Raw genomic sequence first — 15,782 nt, 5'->3', positions numbered from 1 at the left:
CCGATGGATTCCCTCAACTCCCTCATCGACGGCTTCGGCACCGCGCTCACGCCGGTCAACCTCCTGTGGGCCGCACTCGGCGTCCTGCTGGGCACGGCCATCGGCGTCCTCCCCGGCATCGGACCCGCCATGGCCGTGGCCCTGCTGCTGCCGGTGACGTACGGGCTCGAACCGACCGGCGCGTTCATCATGTTCGCCGGGATCTACTACGGCGCCATGTTCGGCGGTTCCACCACCTCGATCCTCCTCAACACCCCGGGGGAGAGCGCGGCCGTCGTCGCCGCGATCGAGGGCAACCCGATGGCGAAGGCGGGGCGCGGGGCGCAGGCCCTCGCCGCCGCCGCCATCGGGCACTTCGCGGGCGGCATGATCGGCACGATCCTGCTGGTCGTCCTCGCCCCGACCGTCGCCTCGCTCGCCGTGGGCATCGGCGCCCCCGACTACTTCGCCATCATGGTGCTGGCCTTCATCGCCGTCACCTCCGTCCTCGGATCCTCACGGATCCGCGGCCTCGCGTCACTGCTCATCGGCCTCACCATCGGCCTGGTCGGCCTCGACCAGATGACCGGCCAGCAGCGGCTGACCTTCGGATCGCTCCAACTGGCCGACGGCGTCGACGTGGTGATCGTGGCGGTGGGGCTCTTCGCCATCGGGGAGGCCCTCTGGGTCGCCGCGCACCTGCGCCGTTCCTCCGGGAAGCCGATCCCCGTCGGCCGGCCCTGGCTCGGCAGGGCCGACGTGCGGCGCACCTGGAAGTCCTGGCTGCGCGGGCCCTTCATCGGCTTCCCGTTCGGCGCGATCCCGGCCGGCGGTGCGGAGATCCCCACCTTCCTCTCGTACGTCACCGAGAAGCGGCTCTCCAAGCACCGCGACGAGTTCGGAAAGGGCGCCATCGAGGGCGTCGCCGGGCCGGAGTCGGCGGCGTCCGCCTCCGCCGCGGGGACACTGGTCTCCATGCTCACGCTCGGGCTGCCCACCACGGCTGTCGCCGCCGTCATGCTGGCCGCCTTCCAGCAGTACGGCATCCAGCCCGGCCCGCTCCTGTTCGAACGTGAACCCGAGCTCGTCTGGGGCCTGATCGCCTCGCTCTTCGTCGGCATGGTGCTGCTGCTCGCGCTGAACCTGCCGCTCGCGCCGCTCTGGGCGAAACTGCTGAGGATCCCACGCCCCTATCTCTACGCGGGCATCCTGTTCTTCGCCGCGGTCGGGGCGTACGCGGTCGGCGGCGAGGCCGTCGACCTCGTGATCCTGCTGGTGATCGGCCTCATCGGCTTCGGGATGCGGCGGTACGGGCTGCCGGTGCTGCCCGCGATCATCGCCGTCATCCTCGGCCCGTCCGCCGAACAGCAGCTGCGGCGCGCCCTCCAGATCAGCGACGGCAGTGTCACCGGCCTGGTCGACACCCCCTTCTCCGTGACCGTGTACGTCATCGTGGCCCTGATCCTGCTGTGGCCGCTGGTGAGGAAGGTGTCCGGCAGGAACAGGACGTGACGCGTTGTCGGTGGCGGCTGGGAGGATAGGCCTCATGGTCACGACCGACTGGGACGCAGCCGCCGGCACCTTCGACGAGGAGCCCGACCACGGGCTCCTCGATCCGGTGGTCCGCAGCGCCTGGGCGCGGCGGATGGAGACCTGGCTGCCCGCCACCCGCTCCGAGGTCCTCGACCTCGGATGCGGCACGGGCAGTCTGGCCCTCCTCGCCGCCGGCCAGGGACACCGGGTCACCGCCGTCGACCGGTCACCGCGCATGGCGGAGCGGGCGCGGGCCAAGCTCGCAGGGACCGGCGCCGAGGTGCTCGTCGGCGACGCGGGACGTCCTCCCGTGGGCACTCAGCGGTTCGACGTGGTCCTCGCCCGGCACACGGTGTGGCTGCTCCCCGATCCCGAGGCCGCTCTGCGGCACTGGTTCTCGCTGCTGCGGCCGGGCGGCCGGCTGGTGCTCGTCGAAGGCGTGTGGAACGGCGCCGGCATCCCGGCGGCCCGTCTCACGGAGCTCCTCACCGCACACACGGAGCGCGTCCACCACGAGCCGCTCTCCGGGGACTCCCGGCTCTGGGGCAGAGAGGTCGACGACGAGAGGTACGTCCTGGTGGCCCGCGCCGAACCGCCCCGTCGGCACCGCGAGGTCGTCGACGTCCACCTCGTCCTGCGCAGGGGCCCCGACGTGCTGCTCGCCCGGCGGGCGGGCACGGGCTACGCCGACGGACTCCTCCACGTGCCTTCCGGCCACGCGGAGGACGGCGAGGACGTCCGGGCGGCGGTCATCAGGGAGACGGCCGAGGAGATCGGTGTCGAGCTGGATCCCGACGAGCTCCGGGTGGCCCTGGTCATGCAGCACAGGGGGCCGGGCGGCAATCCCAGGATGGGCTGGTTCTTCGAGGCCGACCACGATCCCGCGCGCCCGCCCCGCAACGCGGAGCCGGACAAGTGCTCCGAGCTGGGCTGGTTCCCCCTGGACGCGCTGCCCGACGACATGGTGGCGTACTGCCGTGCGGGCCTCGACGGATACCGCGCCGAGCAGCGCTTCCTGATCCACTGGCACGAGGACACCGACACCGTCGCCTACGCACCGCGGGCGCCCCGGCGCGTCGTCCCGCTGCCCGCGACGACGACCGCCACCGGCCGGCTGCACCACATCGAGCTGTGGGTACCCGACCTGGCCGAGGCCGAAGCGGAGTGGGGCTGGCTGCTCGGCAGGCTCGGTCATGTCCCGTACCAGAGCTGGGCGCACGGCCGGAGCTGGCGGCGCGGTGACAGCCACGTGGTGGCCGGTCACACGCCCGGTCCGCCCGGAGGCGAGCACGAGGGCCTGCGGCCAGGCGTCAGCCGCCTGGCATTCCACGTCCGGGACCGCGCGACGCTGGACGCCCTGGTGGCGCACGCCCCGGAACACGGCTGGCGGCCGCTGCCGGCCGGCCCCCACGCGTACACCGGCGAAAGCGGGCCCCGCGCGGTCCGTCTGGCGAACACGGCGGGCCACCGGGTGGAACTGGTGGCTCCCTGACCGGTCCGGGTGTCCACGCCTGCGCGGAGCTGCCGTGTCACCGGCAGGACCGTGCCGGAGCCACGCCGCGCCACGGCTTCCCGGACGGCCGTCAGCAGGAGGCCGGCCCTTACGCGACCAGCCCCGCCAGCCCCTCGGTGCGGGCGAGGAGCTCCAGCTCGTCCAGGGCCCGTACGGCGGCCTCCGCCGCCGAGGAGTCGCGGCCCGCGAGCCCGCTCCGCGCGAACTCCTCCTCGTCAAGCCGCAGCACGGACGCCCCGTCCGCCGACACCCACAGATCCAGGTCCAGGTCCTCGACCAGGAGTTCGTCGCCCCGCAGCACGGCGGGCCGGGTGATGTCGCAGTACCAGCCCTTCAGCCGCCCGTCACCGGTGCGGACCTCCTTCACCGCGTACCAGCGGTCGCGCCAGTAGTGCTCGGTGAGGACATCGCCCGGCTCGAAGCGCACGAAGCCGAAGTCCCGGACCCCGGGGGCCGCCCACGGGGCGCGGACGGTGAGCCGGGTCCCGTCGTCACGGACCGGCGCGGCCGGGTAACGGATCTTGGTGCGGCCCGCCTTGGTCAGGGTGACGGTGAGCGGGGGCCCGGTCTCAGACGAGTTCGCGGACATGACGCACCTCCGTGGCGCAGACCTCGTAACCGAACCAGCGGTTGACCGCGAGCATCGGGTCGTTGCCGGCGTCGTTGCCGGTGTACGCGTCCGTGTATCCGGCGGCCCGCGCCCGGTGCAGCGAGTCGTTCTTGGCGAGCTTCGCCAGGCCCCTGCCCCGGAAGGCGCGCAGAGTGCCGGTCATGGCCGACCCGTAGCGGGTCCGGCCGTCGGTGTCCGCGGCGCTGAACGCCGCGACCCGCCCGTCCACCGTCACCACCGTGGTGAGCGCGTGGTCGAAGCCGGGCCGTCGCCAGGTCGTGGCCAGCCAGTGCTCGTAGTCGGAGAACTCCACCGGGGTGTCGCTCGGTTCGTCCGCGGTGGTCTCCCTGTCCGCCTCGAACAGCGGGCGCGGATCGTCCTCGAAGTCGGCGGCGGTGAGCAACTCGACGCCGGTGGGGAGCTCCTGGAGCGGCGGAAGTCCCTCCGTCAGGTCGAGACGGAGGAAGTGCGCCGGCCGGCGCGCCGCATATCCGCGTTTCCCGGCGAACGCGCGGTTCGCCGGCTCGTCGAGCACCCAGGTGTACACGGCGGTCGCTCCCACCCGGCTCAGATGCTCCTCACCGGCCCTCAGCAGCAGCGATCCCGCGCCCCGGCCTCTGCTGTCCGGATGCACGTACGGATTGCAGAAGCCCCGGCCCGGCGCCGTGCCCTCGTGGGACACGCCCACCTGCGCGGTGCCGGTCACCTCACCGTCCTCCTCGGCGACCAGCAGCCGGTAGTGCCGGTCGGGATGGGAACCGGCCAGATCGCTCAAGACCTGCTCCGGAGTCGTCACCATGTACGGCAGCGCGGCACGACGCACCCGTACCCAGGCGTCCGCGTCGGCAGGCCGGAAGTCACGCACGAGTACCGTCATGCGCGGACGGTAGCGCGGGGGCCCGCCCGGGCGCCCCCGGTTTTCCGGCGGCCGGGCCGGTGCCGGGACCCCCGGTGGGAGAGAATCGGCGCGTGACCCTGAAGATCGCCGTTGACCCGGACTCCGCCACCGCCCCGTACGAGCAGCTGCGCGCCCAGCTGTCCGAACAGGCACGCTCCGGTGCCCTGCCCGTCGGCTACCGGCTCCCGACCGTACGCGGCCTCGCCGGCGAGCTGGGCCTCGCCGCCAACACCGTGGCCAAGGCCTACCGCGCGCTGGAGACCGACGGGGTGATCGAGACCCGGGGCCGCAACGGGACGTTCGTCGCGGCGGCGGGCGACGCGGCGACCCGCCACGCGGCGGCGGCCGCGCGGGAGTACGCCGAGCAGGCCCGGCGCCTGGGCCTGTCCCGGGCCGACGCGCTGGCCCTCGCCGAGGACGCCCTACGGGCGGCGTACGCGCGGTAGGAGTAAGGGGCGGGCCCCGGTTTCCGGGGGCCTGGGCCGGGGCGCACGCTCAGAGGTAGAGCCCGGCGTCGGCCCCGGCGTCCTGCTTCGGCACGGACGCGGGGCCGCTGCCACGCCGCAGGGCGTAGAGCTCGGCGAGCGTCGCGCCCTCGCGTCCCAGCCCCTTCTCCGTGCCCAGCCACGACACCGACTCCGCACGGGTCAGTGAGCCCACCTCGATGCGTGCCAGACAGCGGCCCGGTCTCACGACCGCCGGGTGCAGCCGCTCCAGGTCCTCGTTGGTCGTCACCCCCACCAGTACGTTGCGGCCCTGGCCCAGGAGGCCGTCGGTCAGGTTGAGCAGCCTGGACAGCGCCTGACCTGCCGTGTGCTTCGCCTCGCCCCGGATCAGCTCGTCGCAGTCCTCCAGCAGCAGCAGCCGCCACCGGCCCTTCGCGGAACCGTCGTCCTCACCGATGGCGATGTCCATCAGATAGCCGACATCGTTGAAGAGCCGCTCCGGATCCAGGACGCAGTCGACCTGGCACCAGTCGCGCCAGGACCGGGCGAGGGTGCGGAGCGCGGACGTCTTGCCGGTGCCCGGCGGTCCGTGCAGCAGCAGCAGCCGGCCGGCGATGTCGTCGGGGGTGACCTTCATCAGCCGGTCCATGGCATCCGCCACCGGGGCCGTGTAGTTGGCCCGGACCTCGTCCCACGTGCCCGCGGCGATCTGCCGGGTGGTGCGGTGCGGGCCACGGCGCGGGGAGACGTACCAGAAGCCCATGGTCACGTTCTCGGGCTGCGGCTCCGGCTCGTCCCTGGCCCCGTCGGTCGCCTCGGACAGGATCTTTTCGGCCAGCTCCGCGGAGGTGGCGGTGACCGTGACGTCGGCCCCCCGGTTCCACCGCGAGACCAGCAGCGTCCATCCGTCGCCCTCGGCGAGGGTCGCGCTGCGGTCGTCGTCACGGGCCGCCCTCAGGACCGTTGCCGCCGGGGGCAGAAGAGTCGCGCCCGACCTGACCCGGTCCAGGGAGGAACTGTGCGAGTACGGCTGCTCGCCCGTCGCGAAGCGGCCCAGGAAGAGCGCGTCCACGACGTCGGACGGCGCATCGCTGTCGTCGACATTCAGCCGGATCGGCAGGGCGGACTCGGGGTTGGCAGACATGCGCCCATGATCCGGCACGGCGGTATCCCGCGCACCCGGGTTTCGTGAGCTGGCACCGGGTTCCACGGGCGGCGGGGACCCGTCCGCCTCGACCGCCCCCGTGCGGTGGTGGCCGACGATCCGGACCGGCCGTTTCACCCCCGGTGCGCCGGATGCCCGGCTTTCGTCTGACGCTCCGTCAGCAGCGTTCCGGGGCGCTCGCGTCCCAGCATTTTTGGCATGCACACTTCCGAAGTGCGGGCTCGTACTGCTACCACGGAGTAGGCAGAGATCCTGCCCAAGGAGGTTCCATGAAAATGTCCAGACTCGTGGCGTTCTCGTCCTCTCTCCTGCTCGGCACCGTTCTCGCCCTGACCGGCGTGGGCGTCGCCCAGGCCCAGGGATCCGCACAGTCCGCGGCCGTCGACTACGTCGCCCTGGGTGACTCGTACTCGTCCGGTGTCGGCGCCGGCAGCTATGACAGTGCGAGCGGTGGATGCAAGCGCAGCACCCGCGCGTACCCCGTCCTCTGGAAGGCGGCCAACAACCCCGCCTCGTTCGCCTTCACGGCCTGCTCGGGGGCCAGGACCGGGGATGTGACGGCCGGCCAGCTCGGTCCCCTCAGTTCCGCCACCGACCTCGTCTCGATCTCCATCGGTGGCAACGACGCGGGCTTCGCCGACGTGATGACCACCTGTGTCCTGCAGTCCGAGGCCACCTGTCTGAACCGGATCACCACCGCCCGCGCCTACGTCGACTCGACCCTCCCGGGCAAGCTGGACTCCGTGTACGAGGCGATCAGCGCCAGAGCCCCCTCCGCCCACGTCGTCGTCCTCGGCTATCCGCGCTTCTACAAGCTCGGCGGCAACTGCGTCGCCGGCCTGAGCGAGAGGGAGCGTGCCGCCATCAACGGCGCCGCCGACTACCTCAACACCGCGACCGCCAAGCGCGCGGCGGACCACGGCTTCACCTTCGGCGACGTCACCCCCACCTTCACCGGGCACGAGATCTGCTCGGGCAGCGCCTGGCTGCACAGCGTGAACTGGCTCAACATCGGTGAGTCCTACCACCCCACCGCCGCCGGGCAGTCAGGCGGCTATCTGCCGGTCCTCACCGCGAAGGACTGACCCCGCGGCTCCGGCCCGAGATGACGGCCCAGCCGTCCGGCGAGAGGGGGCCCCGTCCTGCGGAGTCCCCTCCTCGCACCTCAGGTGGACACCGTCACGTCCTCCGGCGTCCGTCCCGCGCCGGCCGCCGGCGTGACGTCGGCGACCGCCGGACGCCGGCTCTCACCGCCGCCCTGGGACCTCCCCTCCGGTCCGCCGTCCCCGGCCAGCGCCCAGGCGAGGCCTCCGGCGACGAGGAGCACGACGAGTGCCACGACGGCCACCAGGACGCCGGTGCGACGCGTGAGGACGGCGGCCCCGGGCGGCTCCACCACGGTCCCGGACTCCCCGGCCGCCGCAGCGGTCCCGTCCACCGTCGGCTGGAGCGGCGGGCCGGCCGTCCCGCCGCCGGGTGCTCCGGTCCCGCCCGCGGCCAGGACCCTCAGCCGGCGTTCCGCGTCGCCGGCGGCGAGCCGGCCGGCCGGATCCTTGTGCAGCAGCCCCTCGATGACGGGGGCGAGCGCACCCGCCCGCCGGAGGGGCGGCGGCTCCTCACCGCCCACCGCCCGCAGGGTGTCCGCCGGAGTCCCGCGGCCGAACGGGGTCCTCCCCTCGGTGGCGGCGTACAGAAGCACTCCGAGCGACCAGAGGTCGGATTCGGGCCCCGGTGCTGGCCCCCTCGCACACTCGGGCGCACGGTACTCCGGCGTTCCGGCCGGTTCACCCGACCCGGTGGGAGCGGGCGGTCCGTCGGCGGTGGTGACGCCGAAACCCTTCAGCATCACCCGTCCGTCATTGGCCAGCATCACGTTCCCCGGCCGTACGTCACCGTGCAGCACACCGGCTTCGTGTCCGCCGCGCAGGGCCGTGAGCACCTCCGCGCCGATCCGGGCCGCACGCCGGGGAGGAAGCGGGCCGTCGGCCTCCAGGACATCGGACAGGGAGAGCCCGCGGATCAGCTCCATCACGATCCAGGGCCGGGAATCCTGGGTCACCACATCATGGACGGCGACGACGTTGCGGTGCGAGACACGGGCCGCCGCCCAGGCCTCCTCCACCAGGCGGGAGTGCCGCCGCTCGGCGTCGGCGGCGGGCAGGCCCCCGGGGGTGCGCACCTCCTTCACGGCCACCTCGCGCCCCAGCACCTCGTCGCGGGCCCGCCACACGATGCTCGCGACGCCCTCGCCCAGCGGGTCCAGGAGGCGGTATCGATCCGCGACCACACGTCCGGTGTCAGGGACTTCGCTCATCGGTGACCCTCCATCAGCAGCGGTGCGCAGTACGGACGAATCACCTCCAAGCTAACCCAACTCGTCCAGGAACCGACAGGAGGCGGTAACGGGACGTCAACACCCGTGTACGGGCGTGCAATCCTGCGGCCGGGATACACGAGTGTGACCGCGGGGCGATAGGGTTAACCTGCCCGGGCCGGGTGCCCTCGTACGGGTGGGGAGTGACATGGAACAGATAACGGTGCGCAGCAGGCCGCGTGTGCCTGCCATCACATGTGGGAGCGGAGCGACCAGTTCGCGCCTCGACCGCCATCTCGCAGTGCTGGGCGGCCCCGCCGTTCCGCAGCGCGAGTCGGCCGAAGCGACGCTGCTGATGCTCGAACTCACCTCGCGCGACGCCGCGCACACCCGCAGGAGCAGGAGCGCGCGCGTCTCGCTCTTCGCCCCGCTGCGGCGACTGCGGCGCTCGCTCTTCGGCAGCCGCCGCTGACCGACGGCTGTCACGACCGGTCCGGCCCTCCGCGAGGGCCGTGTCCACGATCACTCCGTCCCGGCGCAGTGCTGCTGTCCGCCCGTCCGGCTTCCCCGGGGGCCGGCAGCGTTGCGCCGGTGTGCTCCCCGGCGCCGGTACGGCACCCATCGGCGTCGGTGTCCCGTCCTGCGGCGGGACAAGGGCGGTGGCGCCCCGTGCAAGGGCAGCACGGCCGCATGACGGCATGCCGGCTCAGAGGAGCGCGAACTGCCCCTCCGGCCCCTCCTCCTGGTGGTCCAGTACGGACGCGGGGCGCCGGACCGACGCGGGTGCGGGCAGTACGCCGGCCGTGCGCAGTGTCTCCCGGGCCACGACGCCCACCTCCTCCAGCCGGTCGCGCAGCGCCTCCTGACGGGGCCGCAGTCCGGCGAGCAGCGCCAGGACGGTGATCAGTTCCAGCAGCTCCGAGGTGCGTTCCTGCGGCCAGCCGCGCGGTCCCACAGCCGCCAGGCCCTCCCCGGGGGTCATGCGGCGCTCGCACCAGAGCTCCAGCACCCGGACCCCGCTCACCCGGAAGTCCCAGGCTCCGGCGGGAACCGGCGAGACACGCCCCTCGCCGAGCAGGATCGCCTCCTCCTCGGCGTCGTAGCGCAGGCCGGCAGGCCGGGGCGGGACCGCGGCCCGGACGTACGGGCGGCGGCCGCCGGGCAGGCGCGGGCGCTCCCCGCCGCGCGCCCCGCGCAGCTGGAGCCGCAGCAGCTCCTGGCCGAGCTCCACGCCCTCGGCCCATACGGCGCCGTCGGCGGGGAGTGGCACGCGCGGCCCCGCGGGGGAGGGGAGGGCGCTCGCGAGGGACCACGCCAGGACGGAGACGGGGCTGACCGGCGTCCCGTACCGGGCGGCCAGCAGGGCGGCCAGACCCGGCGCGAGATTGGGCTCCCGGCCACCGGGCCGCCGGTAGAGGGGACGGATACGGCCGGGCCGCCCGGCGGGGGAGTGCCCGTCGGGCAGCAGTGCGGTGGCGGACAGGGCGGGTCCGCCGTCCCCGGGTACGTATCCGTGCTCGACGGCGAACAGCTGGTGTCCGTCCGCGACCCGCCACAGCTCCGGGCGGGCCGCGTCGAGCAGTCGTTGGTCGGGGAGCAGCCACTGCTCGTCGAAGGGGCCGTGCATGATCCGTACCGGTTCCGGACAGGGGCCCGGATCCCGCGCGAACGCGCTCGTCCCGGTGGACCTGCCCGGCAGCGCCGCGGCCGGGGTCAGCGGCGTCCGGGAACGGCTGGGACGGAACAGCCTTTCCTGCTCGGCGCCCTCGGCCCCCGCCAGCAGGTCCCAGCGGGCCCGGAGCGAGGCGGCCTCGGGGGCCGTCACCCAGGCGCGCCCGGTTCTCAGAGGTCGTACCGACCAGGGCATGAGGTCGTCCAGCAGCGGGTGCGCGTCGTTCCCGCCGGTTCCGGCCGCCACCCGTGCTGCCACCGTGTCGTCCTCCCCGTCGCCACGTCCGCCGCTCCCGGCATCGTAACGACCACCGGTCCCCGTCACGACCGCCCGTTCGCGGGGGCCGCCGCCCTCAGTGCGCGTCGACCGTCACCGAGAAGGAGAAGCGGTCCCCCCGGTAGCGGATGCGCGCCACGTCCACCACGGTGCCGTCCTCGTCATAGGTGACGCCGGTGTAGTGCAGGATCGGACTGAGCAGCGGGACCTGGAGCAGCTCGGCCGTCCCGGGGTCGGCGAGGCGCGCCTCCACGGTGTCGGTGATCCGGGAGATCCGTACGCCGACGGCGTCGCGCAGCACCTTGGTCATCGGCCATCGCTCCAGATCGGCCACGTCGAGCCTGGCCGCGATCTCCGGGCGCACCGCGTTCTCGGCCCAGTTGGTGGGCTCGCCGGTCCCCTCGTCGCAGCGGAGCCGCCGGTAGCTGACGACCTCGGGGCAGTCCGGGAAGAACTCCGCGAGGTCACCGGGGACCGGTGCCCGGCCGTGGCCGAGAACCGTCGTCCGCTCGCCCGACTGCTGGGCGACGATCGCGTCGATCGAACCCAGCAGCCGGACCGGCGAGACCCGGCGGGCGCGCGGCTCGATGAACGTGCCGCGCCGCCGGTGCCTGCTGATCAGCCCCTCGCTCTCCAGCTCCTTGAGGGCCTGGCGCATGGTGAGGACGCTGACGCCGTAGTGCGCGGCGAGCTGCTCCTCGGTCGGCAGCCGTGTCGAGGCGTCCTGGGGGCGGCCCAGTATGGAGGCCCTCAGGGACTGCGAGACCTGGTACCAGAGGGGCAGCTTCCGGTTCAGCACCAGGGAGTCGGGGGCGAACCCGGGCGTCCGTCTCGCCTCGTTCACCTGATTCATCCGGTTCTCCTGAGCTTTCCGCGGTCCGGCCGGCGGTGCGGTCTCACGGCCGGAAGTTGCGGCTCAGACCCTGCCACACGTCGTCGTATCCGCGCTGGAGATGGACCGCGCCCGCCGCCTGAGCGGTAGCCGTGACCGGCCAGCGGGTCTCGAACATGAAGGCCAGGCCGTCGTCGATCTTCTGTGGCCTCAGCTCCGCCTCGCTCGCCCGGTCGAAGGTCTCGCGGTCCGGTCCGTGCGCCGACATCATGTTGTGCAGCGAGCCGCCGCCCGGTACGAAACCGCCCGCCTTGGCGTCGTACGCGCCCTCGATCAGCCCCATGTACTCGCTCATCACGTTGCGGTGGAAGTAGGGCGGGCGGAAGGTGTCCTCACCGACCAGCCAGCGGGGGGCGAAGACGACGAAGTCGACGCCCGCGAGCCCCGGTGTGTCGGACGGCGAGGTCAGCACGGTGAAGATCGACGGGTCGGGGTGGTCGTAGCTGATCGTGCCGAGGACGTTGAAGCGGCGCAGGTCGTAGACGTACGGCGTGTGGTTGCCGTGCCAGGCGACCACGTCGAGCGGCGAGTGTCCGTACGTCGCCGACCAGAGGTTCCCGCAGAACTTGTTGACCACCTCGACCGGGCCCTCATGGTCCTCGTACGCCGCGACGGGCGCCAGGAAGTCCCGCGCGTTCGCCAGCCCGTTGGCGCCGATCGGGCCCAGGTCGGGCAGGACGAAGGGCTGCCCGTAGTTCTCGCAGACGTAGCCCCGGGCCGTCGGGTCCAGCAGCTCGACACGGAAACGGACGCCCCGGGGGATGAGCGCGATCTCGCCCGGCCCGGCAGCCAGCAGGCCCAGTTCGGTGCGGAGCAGCAGACCGCCGCGCTCGGGGACGATCAGGAGCTCGCCGTCGGAGTCGCTGAACACCCGGTCGGTCATGGAGGCGTTCGCGCTGTAGAGGTGCACGGCCATGCCGGTGCGCTGCCCGGCGTCGCCGTTGCCGCCCAGCGTCCACAGGCCGTCCAGGAAGTCCGTACCGGGCGCGGGGTCGGGGAGGGGGTCCCAGCGCAGCCGGTTGGGATCGGGAACGGTCTCCGTGAAGGGCGCGGTGCGCAGGGCCCCGTTGTCGACGCGGGAGAAGGCGGGATGGGCGGCCGAGGGACGGATCCGGTAGAGCCAGGACCGCCGGTTGCGGGCGCGGGGCTCGGTGAAGGCCGAACCGCTGAGCTGCTCGGCGTACAGCCCGAGGGGAGCACGCTGGGGCGAGTTGCGTCCGTGCGGCAGGGCACCCGGGACGGCCTCCGAGCTGTGTTCGTTGCCGAAACCGGAACTGTGGCCGAGATCCTCCGCCGCTTTCCTCGCCTGGTCGATGCCGCTCATTCATGCGCTCCCGTGGATGGATGAGGAATCCCGTGGATCCCCTGACGAAGAATCCTATGCATCACCGTAGGAATCGAATCGTGGCCCGTCAACGGCATACGGGCATGATGGAGGCGTGTCCCACGCTCATACGAACCTCCGACGCGTCCCCGTGCAGCAACGCAGCGCCGACCGTCTCGCCCGTATCCTCGACGCCGGCGCCGTGCTGCTCGACGAGACCGGTTACGAGCAGCTCTCCACCCGGGCGGTGGCCGACCGGGCCGGCGTGCCCATCGGCTCCGTCTACCGCTTCTTCCCCAACAAGAGGGCCCTGGTCGACGCCCTGGCCGAGCGCAACCTCGAGGTCTACGCCCAGCGGGTCGTCGCCCGGCTCGAACCGATACCGGAGCGGGAGTGGCGTGCGGCCATCGACGCGGTGCTCGACGAGTACCTGGCGATGAAACGCTCCGTCCCCGGCTTCGCCCTCGTCGACTTCGGCCCGCCCGTACCGGCCGCCGGTCCGCTCGACGAGGAGGTGAACCGGCTCGTCGCCGGGCGCCTGGCGGAGCTGCTCTCGGGCCACCTCGGCCGGGGGCGCGAGGGTGCCCCCGCCGACGCGGACCTCCTCCGCACCGTCCTGGTCTGCGTCCAGGCCGCGGACGCCCTGCTCCAGCTCGCCTTCCGCGCGGACCCGGCGGGCGACCCGGCCCTCATAGCGGAGACCCGGCTCCTGCTCCGGGCCTATCTGGCGCACATCCTCGACTGAGCGGCTGCCCCGCCCCGCGCGGCGGGGTACTCCGGGACAACCTGTGGTGACAGCACCTCGCCAGCATCCGTACCGGTCGGTATGCTCGGTCCGCCGGGAGCCCGCGCCCGCCGAGCGCGCCGTGGGACGCCGGATCACGCCCGCGTGCACCGCTGCCGCCCCGGGGAGGGCCCATGTCCCACGCATCCCGTACCGCTCTGCGCGTCTGCCCGCTCTGTGAAGCGACCTGCGGACTCACCCTCACCATCGAGGGGACCGAGGTCACCGGAGCCCGCGGTGACCGAGAGGACGTCTTCAGCCAGGGCTTCATCTGCCCCAAGGGCGCCTCCTTCGGGGGCCTCGACGCCGACCCGGACCGGCTGCGCGCGCCCCTCGTCCGCATGGACGGGGTCCTGCGCGAGGCCACCTGGGACGAGGCCTTCGACGCGATCGCCGCCAGGATCCCGGCCCTGATCCAGGAGCACGGCAAGCAGGCCGTCGGGGTCTTCCTCGGCAACCCCAACGTGCACACGGTGGCCGGCGGGCTCTACCCGCCGCTGCTGCTCGCCGCACTCGGCACCCGCAACGTCTTCACCGCCAGCACCCTGGACCAGATGCCCAAGCACGTCTCCAGCGGACTGCTCTTCGGCGACGCGCACGCCATCCCCGTGCCGGACCTCGACCGCACCGCTCATCTGCTGCTGATCGGCGCCAACCCGCTGGAGTCGAACGGCAGCCTGTGCACCGCCCCCGACTTCCCGGGCAAGCTCAAGGCGCTCCGCCGGCGCGGAGGAACCCTCACCGTCATCGACCCGCGCCGCACCCGCACCGCGCGACTGGCCGACCGGCACGCCGCCATCAGGCCCGGCACCGACGCCCTGCTGCTCGCCGCACTGACCCAGGTCGTCGTCGAGGAGAAGCTCGCCGACCCCGGCGAACTCGCCGGACACCTGGAGGGGTACGACGAACTGACCGCCGCCATAGCGGACTTCACTCCCGAGGCCGTGGCCGGGGCCTGCGACCTGGACGCGTCCACCATCCGGGAGATCGCCCGTGAGCTGGCCGCCGCCCCCGCCGCTGCGGTCTACGGACGCATCGGCAGCTGTACCGTCGAGCACGGAACCCTGGCCAGCTGGCTCGTCGACGTACTCAACATCCTGACCGGCAACCTCGACAGGCCCGGCGGCGCGCTCTTCCCCCTCTCCGCCACCGCCCGCGCCCCGCGCGCCGCCGCACCGGGGAAGGGCTTCGCCCTCGGCCGCTGGACGAGCAGGGTCTCCGGACACCCCGAGGCCAAGGGCGAACTGCCGGTCGCCGCCCTCGCCGAGGAGATCGAGACCCCGGGGGAGGGCCGGGTCCGGGCGCTGATCGTCATCGCCGGGAACCCCGTGCTCTCCGCCCCCGACGGAGACCGCCTGGACCGGGCACTCGCCGACGGACTCGACTTCATGGTCAGCGTCGATCCGTACCTCAACGAGACCGCGCGGCACGCGGACGTCGTCCTGCCCCCGCCGCCACCCTCCCAGAGCGCCCACTTCGACTTCGCGTTCAACGGCTTCGCCGTCCGCAACCAGGTCCGCTACAGCCGCCCCGCCGTGCCGCTGGAGGACGGCCGCATGGACGAGAGCGAGATCCTGGCCCGGCTCGTGCTCGCCGTCAGCGGCAATCACGGCGCACCGCCCGGCGCCGTCGACGACATGGCCATCACGACGGCGCTGGCCAGGGCGGGCGCGCCCGAGGACCTGGCCGGCAGCCTGACCGGCCGCACCGGCGCCGAACGCCGCCTCGACCTCATGCTGCGCCTCGGCCCGTACGGGCTCACGCTCGACCAGCTCCTCGCGCACCCCCACGGGATCGACCTCGGCCCGCTGGAGCCGCGCCTGCCGCAGGTCCTCAGGACCCGCAGCGGTCGCATCGAGCTGCTCCCGGCACCGATCGCGGCCGATCTGCCCCGGCTCCGCGCGTCGCTCGGCGCGCGGCCCGCCGGACTCGTCCTCGTCGGCCGCCGCCATCTGCGGTCGAACAACAGCTGGATGCACAACGTCGCCTCGCTGCGCGGCGGCTCGAACGTCTGCACCCTGCAGATCCACCCCGATGACGCGGCGAGGATCGGCCTCGCCGCAGGCGACACGGCCAGGATCACCGCCGCGGGCGGCGAGGTCGAGGCGCCCGCGGAGATCACCGACTCGGTGCGGCCGGGGGTCGTGAGCCTCCCGCACGGGTGGGGCCACAGCCGTCCTGGCACCCGCATGTCGGTCGCAGGGGCGGAGCCGGGCGTCAACGTCAACCAGCTCCTGGACGGCAGCCTCCTGGACCCGCTGTCCGGCACCGCGGTGCTCAACGCCGTCCCCGTCTCCGTAGCACCGGCTCGCTGACCTGGGGTTTTGCTCGTATTGCTCACAGGTCGACATCTTGTTAACGCTGCTTCAGGGCCCC

The 15,782-nt window shown here is 73.1% G+C and carries 14 protein-coding genes; 7 read left to right on the top strand and 7 right to left on the bottom strand.

Features of this window, described 5'->3' with window-relative positions; genetic code table 11:
- Window positions 1-3: 3 nt before the first annotated feature.
- Complete coding sequence (locus ACHFIV_RS21350; protein WP_398971349.1) at window positions 4-1,491, top strand: tripartite tricarboxylate transporter permease; 1,488 nt, start codon at window positions 4-6, stop codon at window positions 1,489-1,491.
- A 34-nt stretch (window positions 1,492-1,525) separates the two neighbouring features.
- Window positions 1,526-3,004 carry a trifunctional class I SAM-dependent methyltransferase/NUDIX hydrolase/VOC family protein gene (locus ACHFIV_RS21345; RefSeq protein ID WP_398971347.1) on the top strand — a complete coding sequence of 493 codons (1,479 nt, stop codon included), beginning with the start codon at window positions 1,526-1,528 and terminating at the stop codon, window positions 3,002-3,004.
- Between the two features lie 109 nt (window positions 3,005-3,113).
- Here the strand turns inward: ACHFIV_RS21345 and ACHFIV_RS21340 are convergent, their stop codons facing one another.
- Both ACHFIV_RS21340 and ACHFIV_RS21335 read right to left on the bottom strand, forming a co-directional pair.
- A complete protein-coding gene (locus ACHFIV_RS21340; RefSeq protein WP_398971345.1) occupies window positions 3,114-3,614 on the bottom strand; it encodes a DUF402 domain-containing protein in 501 nt (166 codons plus the stop codon).
- Complete coding sequence (locus ACHFIV_RS21335; RefSeq protein ID WP_398971343.1) at window positions 3,595-4,512, bottom strand: GNAT family N-acetyltransferase; 918 nt, start codon at window positions 4,510-4,512, stop codon at window positions 3,595-3,597. Before ACHFIV_RS21335 ends, ACHFIV_RS21340 begins: the two co-directional genes overlap by 20 nt.
- Before the next feature lie 92 nt (window positions 4,513-4,604).
- Here ACHFIV_RS21335 and ACHFIV_RS21330 point away from each other — a divergent pair, with 92 nt between their 5' ends.
- Window positions 4,605-4,979: a GntR family transcriptional regulator gene (locus tag ACHFIV_RS21330; RefSeq protein ID WP_398971340.1), complete on the top strand. Its 375-nt coding sequence runs from the start codon at window positions 4,605-4,607 to the stop codon at window positions 4,977-4,979.
- 49 nt (window positions 4,980-5,028) lie between these two features.
- On the opposite strand, the gene ACHFIV_RS21325 is transcribed toward ACHFIV_RS21330, so the two are convergent.
- On the bottom strand, window positions 5,029-6,123 hold the full coding sequence (locus tag ACHFIV_RS21325; RefSeq protein ID WP_398971337.1) for a DUF5925 domain-containing protein: 1,095 nt from the start codon (window positions 6,121-6,123) through the stop codon (window positions 5,029-5,031).
- 290 nt (window positions 6,124-6,413) lie between these two features.
- Between ACHFIV_RS21325 and ACHFIV_RS21320 the strand changes: the two genes are divergently transcribed.
- On the top strand, window positions 6,414-7,229 hold the full coding sequence (locus ACHFIV_RS21320; protein WP_398971334.1) for an SGNH/GDSL hydrolase family protein: 816 nt from the start codon (window positions 6,414-6,416) through the stop codon (window positions 7,227-7,229).
- An 80-nt stretch (window positions 7,230-7,309) separates the two neighbouring features.
- Here ACHFIV_RS21320 and ACHFIV_RS21315 read toward each other — a convergent pair whose 3' ends face one another.
- On the bottom strand, window positions 7,310-8,458 hold the full coding sequence (locus ACHFIV_RS21315; protein ID WP_398971331.1) for a serine/threonine-protein kinase: 1,149 nt from the start codon (window positions 8,456-8,458) through the stop codon (window positions 7,310-7,312).
- A gap of 208 nt (window positions 8,459-8,666) precedes the next feature.
- Here ACHFIV_RS21315 and ACHFIV_RS21310 point away from each other — a divergent pair, with 208 nt between their 5' ends.
- Window positions 8,667-8,930: a hypothetical protein gene (locus tag ACHFIV_RS21310; protein ID WP_104790182.1), complete on the top strand. Its 264-nt coding sequence runs from the start codon at window positions 8,667-8,669 to the stop codon at window positions 8,928-8,930.
- A gap of 234 nt (window positions 8,931-9,164) precedes the next feature.
- Here ACHFIV_RS21310 and ACHFIV_RS21305 read toward each other — a convergent pair whose 3' ends face one another.
- The 3 genes from ACHFIV_RS21305 to hmgA all read right to left on the bottom strand — a co-directional run bounded on the left by ACHFIV_RS21305 (window position 9,165) and on the right by hmgA (window position 12,622).
- Window positions 9,165-10,388, bottom strand: a complete 1,224-nt coding sequence (locus ACHFIV_RS21305) for a type ISP restriction/modification enzyme (protein ID WP_398971329.1) — start codon at window positions 10,386-10,388, stop codon at window positions 9,165-9,167.
- 94 nt (window positions 10,389-10,482) lie between these two features.
- Window positions 10,483-11,259, bottom strand: a complete 777-nt coding sequence (locus tag ACHFIV_RS21300) for a GntR family transcriptional regulator (protein WP_398971326.1) — start codon at window positions 11,257-11,259, stop codon at window positions 10,483-10,485.
- A gap of 43 nt (window positions 11,260-11,302) precedes the next feature.
- Window positions 11,303-12,622, bottom strand: coding sequence for a homogentisate 1,2-dioxygenase (gene hmgA / locus ACHFIV_RS21295; RefSeq protein ID WP_398971323.1), 1,320 nt, complete (start codon window positions 12,620-12,622; stop codon window positions 11,303-11,305).
- Window positions 12,623-12,737: 115 nt separating this feature from the next.
- Here hmgA and ACHFIV_RS21290 point away from each other — a divergent pair, with 115 nt between their 5' ends.
- Together ACHFIV_RS21290 and ACHFIV_RS21285 are read left to right on the top strand one after the other, a co-directional pair.
- Entirely contained in the window at window positions 12,738-13,367 is a 630-nt protein-coding gene (locus ACHFIV_RS21290; RefSeq protein WP_398971320.1) for a TetR/AcrR family transcriptional regulator, read from the top strand.
- A 173-nt stretch (window positions 13,368-13,540) separates the two neighbouring features.
- Complete coding sequence (locus ACHFIV_RS21285) at window positions 13,541-15,721, top strand: molybdopterin oxidoreductase family protein (RefSeq protein WP_398971317.1); 2,181 nt, start codon at window positions 13,541-13,543, stop codon at window positions 15,719-15,721.
- Window positions 15,722-15,782 lie beyond the last annotated feature (61 nt).

This window comes from Streptomyces sp. ALB3, from assembly GCF_044385685.1.
In the GTDB taxonomy this organism is placed as follows: Bacteria; Actinomycetota; Actinomycetes; order Streptomycetales; family Streptomycetaceae; genus Streptomyces.
The sequence above is the reverse complement of the archived record's forward strand: the minus strand, read 5'-3'. Positions and strand labels throughout refer to the sequence as shown.

Coding starts and splice junctions, on each gene's coding strand:
- ACHFIV_RS21350 (WP_398971349.1), top strand. CDS start 4: ATGGATTCCCTCAACTCCCTCATCGACGGCTTCGGCACCGCGCTCACG.
- ACHFIV_RS21345 (WP_398971347.1), top strand. CDS start 1,526: ATGGTCACGACCGACTGGGACGCAGCCGCCGGCACCTTCGACGAGGAG.
- ACHFIV_RS21340 (WP_398971345.1), bottom strand. CDS start 3,614: ATGTCCGCGAACTCGTCTGAGACCGGGCCCCCGCTCACCGTCACCCTG.
- ACHFIV_RS21335 (WP_398971343.1), bottom strand. CDS start 4,512: ATGACGGTACTCGTGCGTGACTTCCGGCCTGCCGACGCGGACGCCTGG.
- ACHFIV_RS21325 (WP_398971337.1), bottom strand. CDS start 6,123: ATGTCTGCCAACCCCGAGTCCGCCCTGCCGATCCGGCTGAATGTCGAC.
- ACHFIV_RS21320 (WP_398971334.1), top strand. CDS start 6,414: ATGAAAATGTCCAGACTCGTGGCGTTCTCGTCCTCTCTCCTGCTCGGC.
- ACHFIV_RS21315 (WP_398971331.1), bottom strand. CDS start 8,458: ATGAGCGAAGTCCCTGACACCGGACGTGTGGTCGCGGATCGATACCGC.
- ACHFIV_RS21310 (WP_104790182.1), top strand. CDS start 8,667: ATGGAACAGATAACGGTGCGCAGCAGGCCGCGTGTGCCTGCCATCACA.
- ACHFIV_RS21300 (WP_398971326.1), bottom strand. CDS start 11,259: ATGAATCAGGTGAACGAGGCGAGACGGACGCCCGGGTTCGCCCCCGAC.
- hmgA (WP_398971323.1), bottom strand. CDS start 12,622: ATGAGCGGCATCGACCAGGCGAGGAAAGCGGCGGAGGATCTCGGCCAC.
- ACHFIV_RS21285 (WP_398971317.1), top strand. CDS start 13,541: ATGTCCCACGCATCCCGTACCGCTCTGCGCGTCTGCCCGCTCTGTGAA.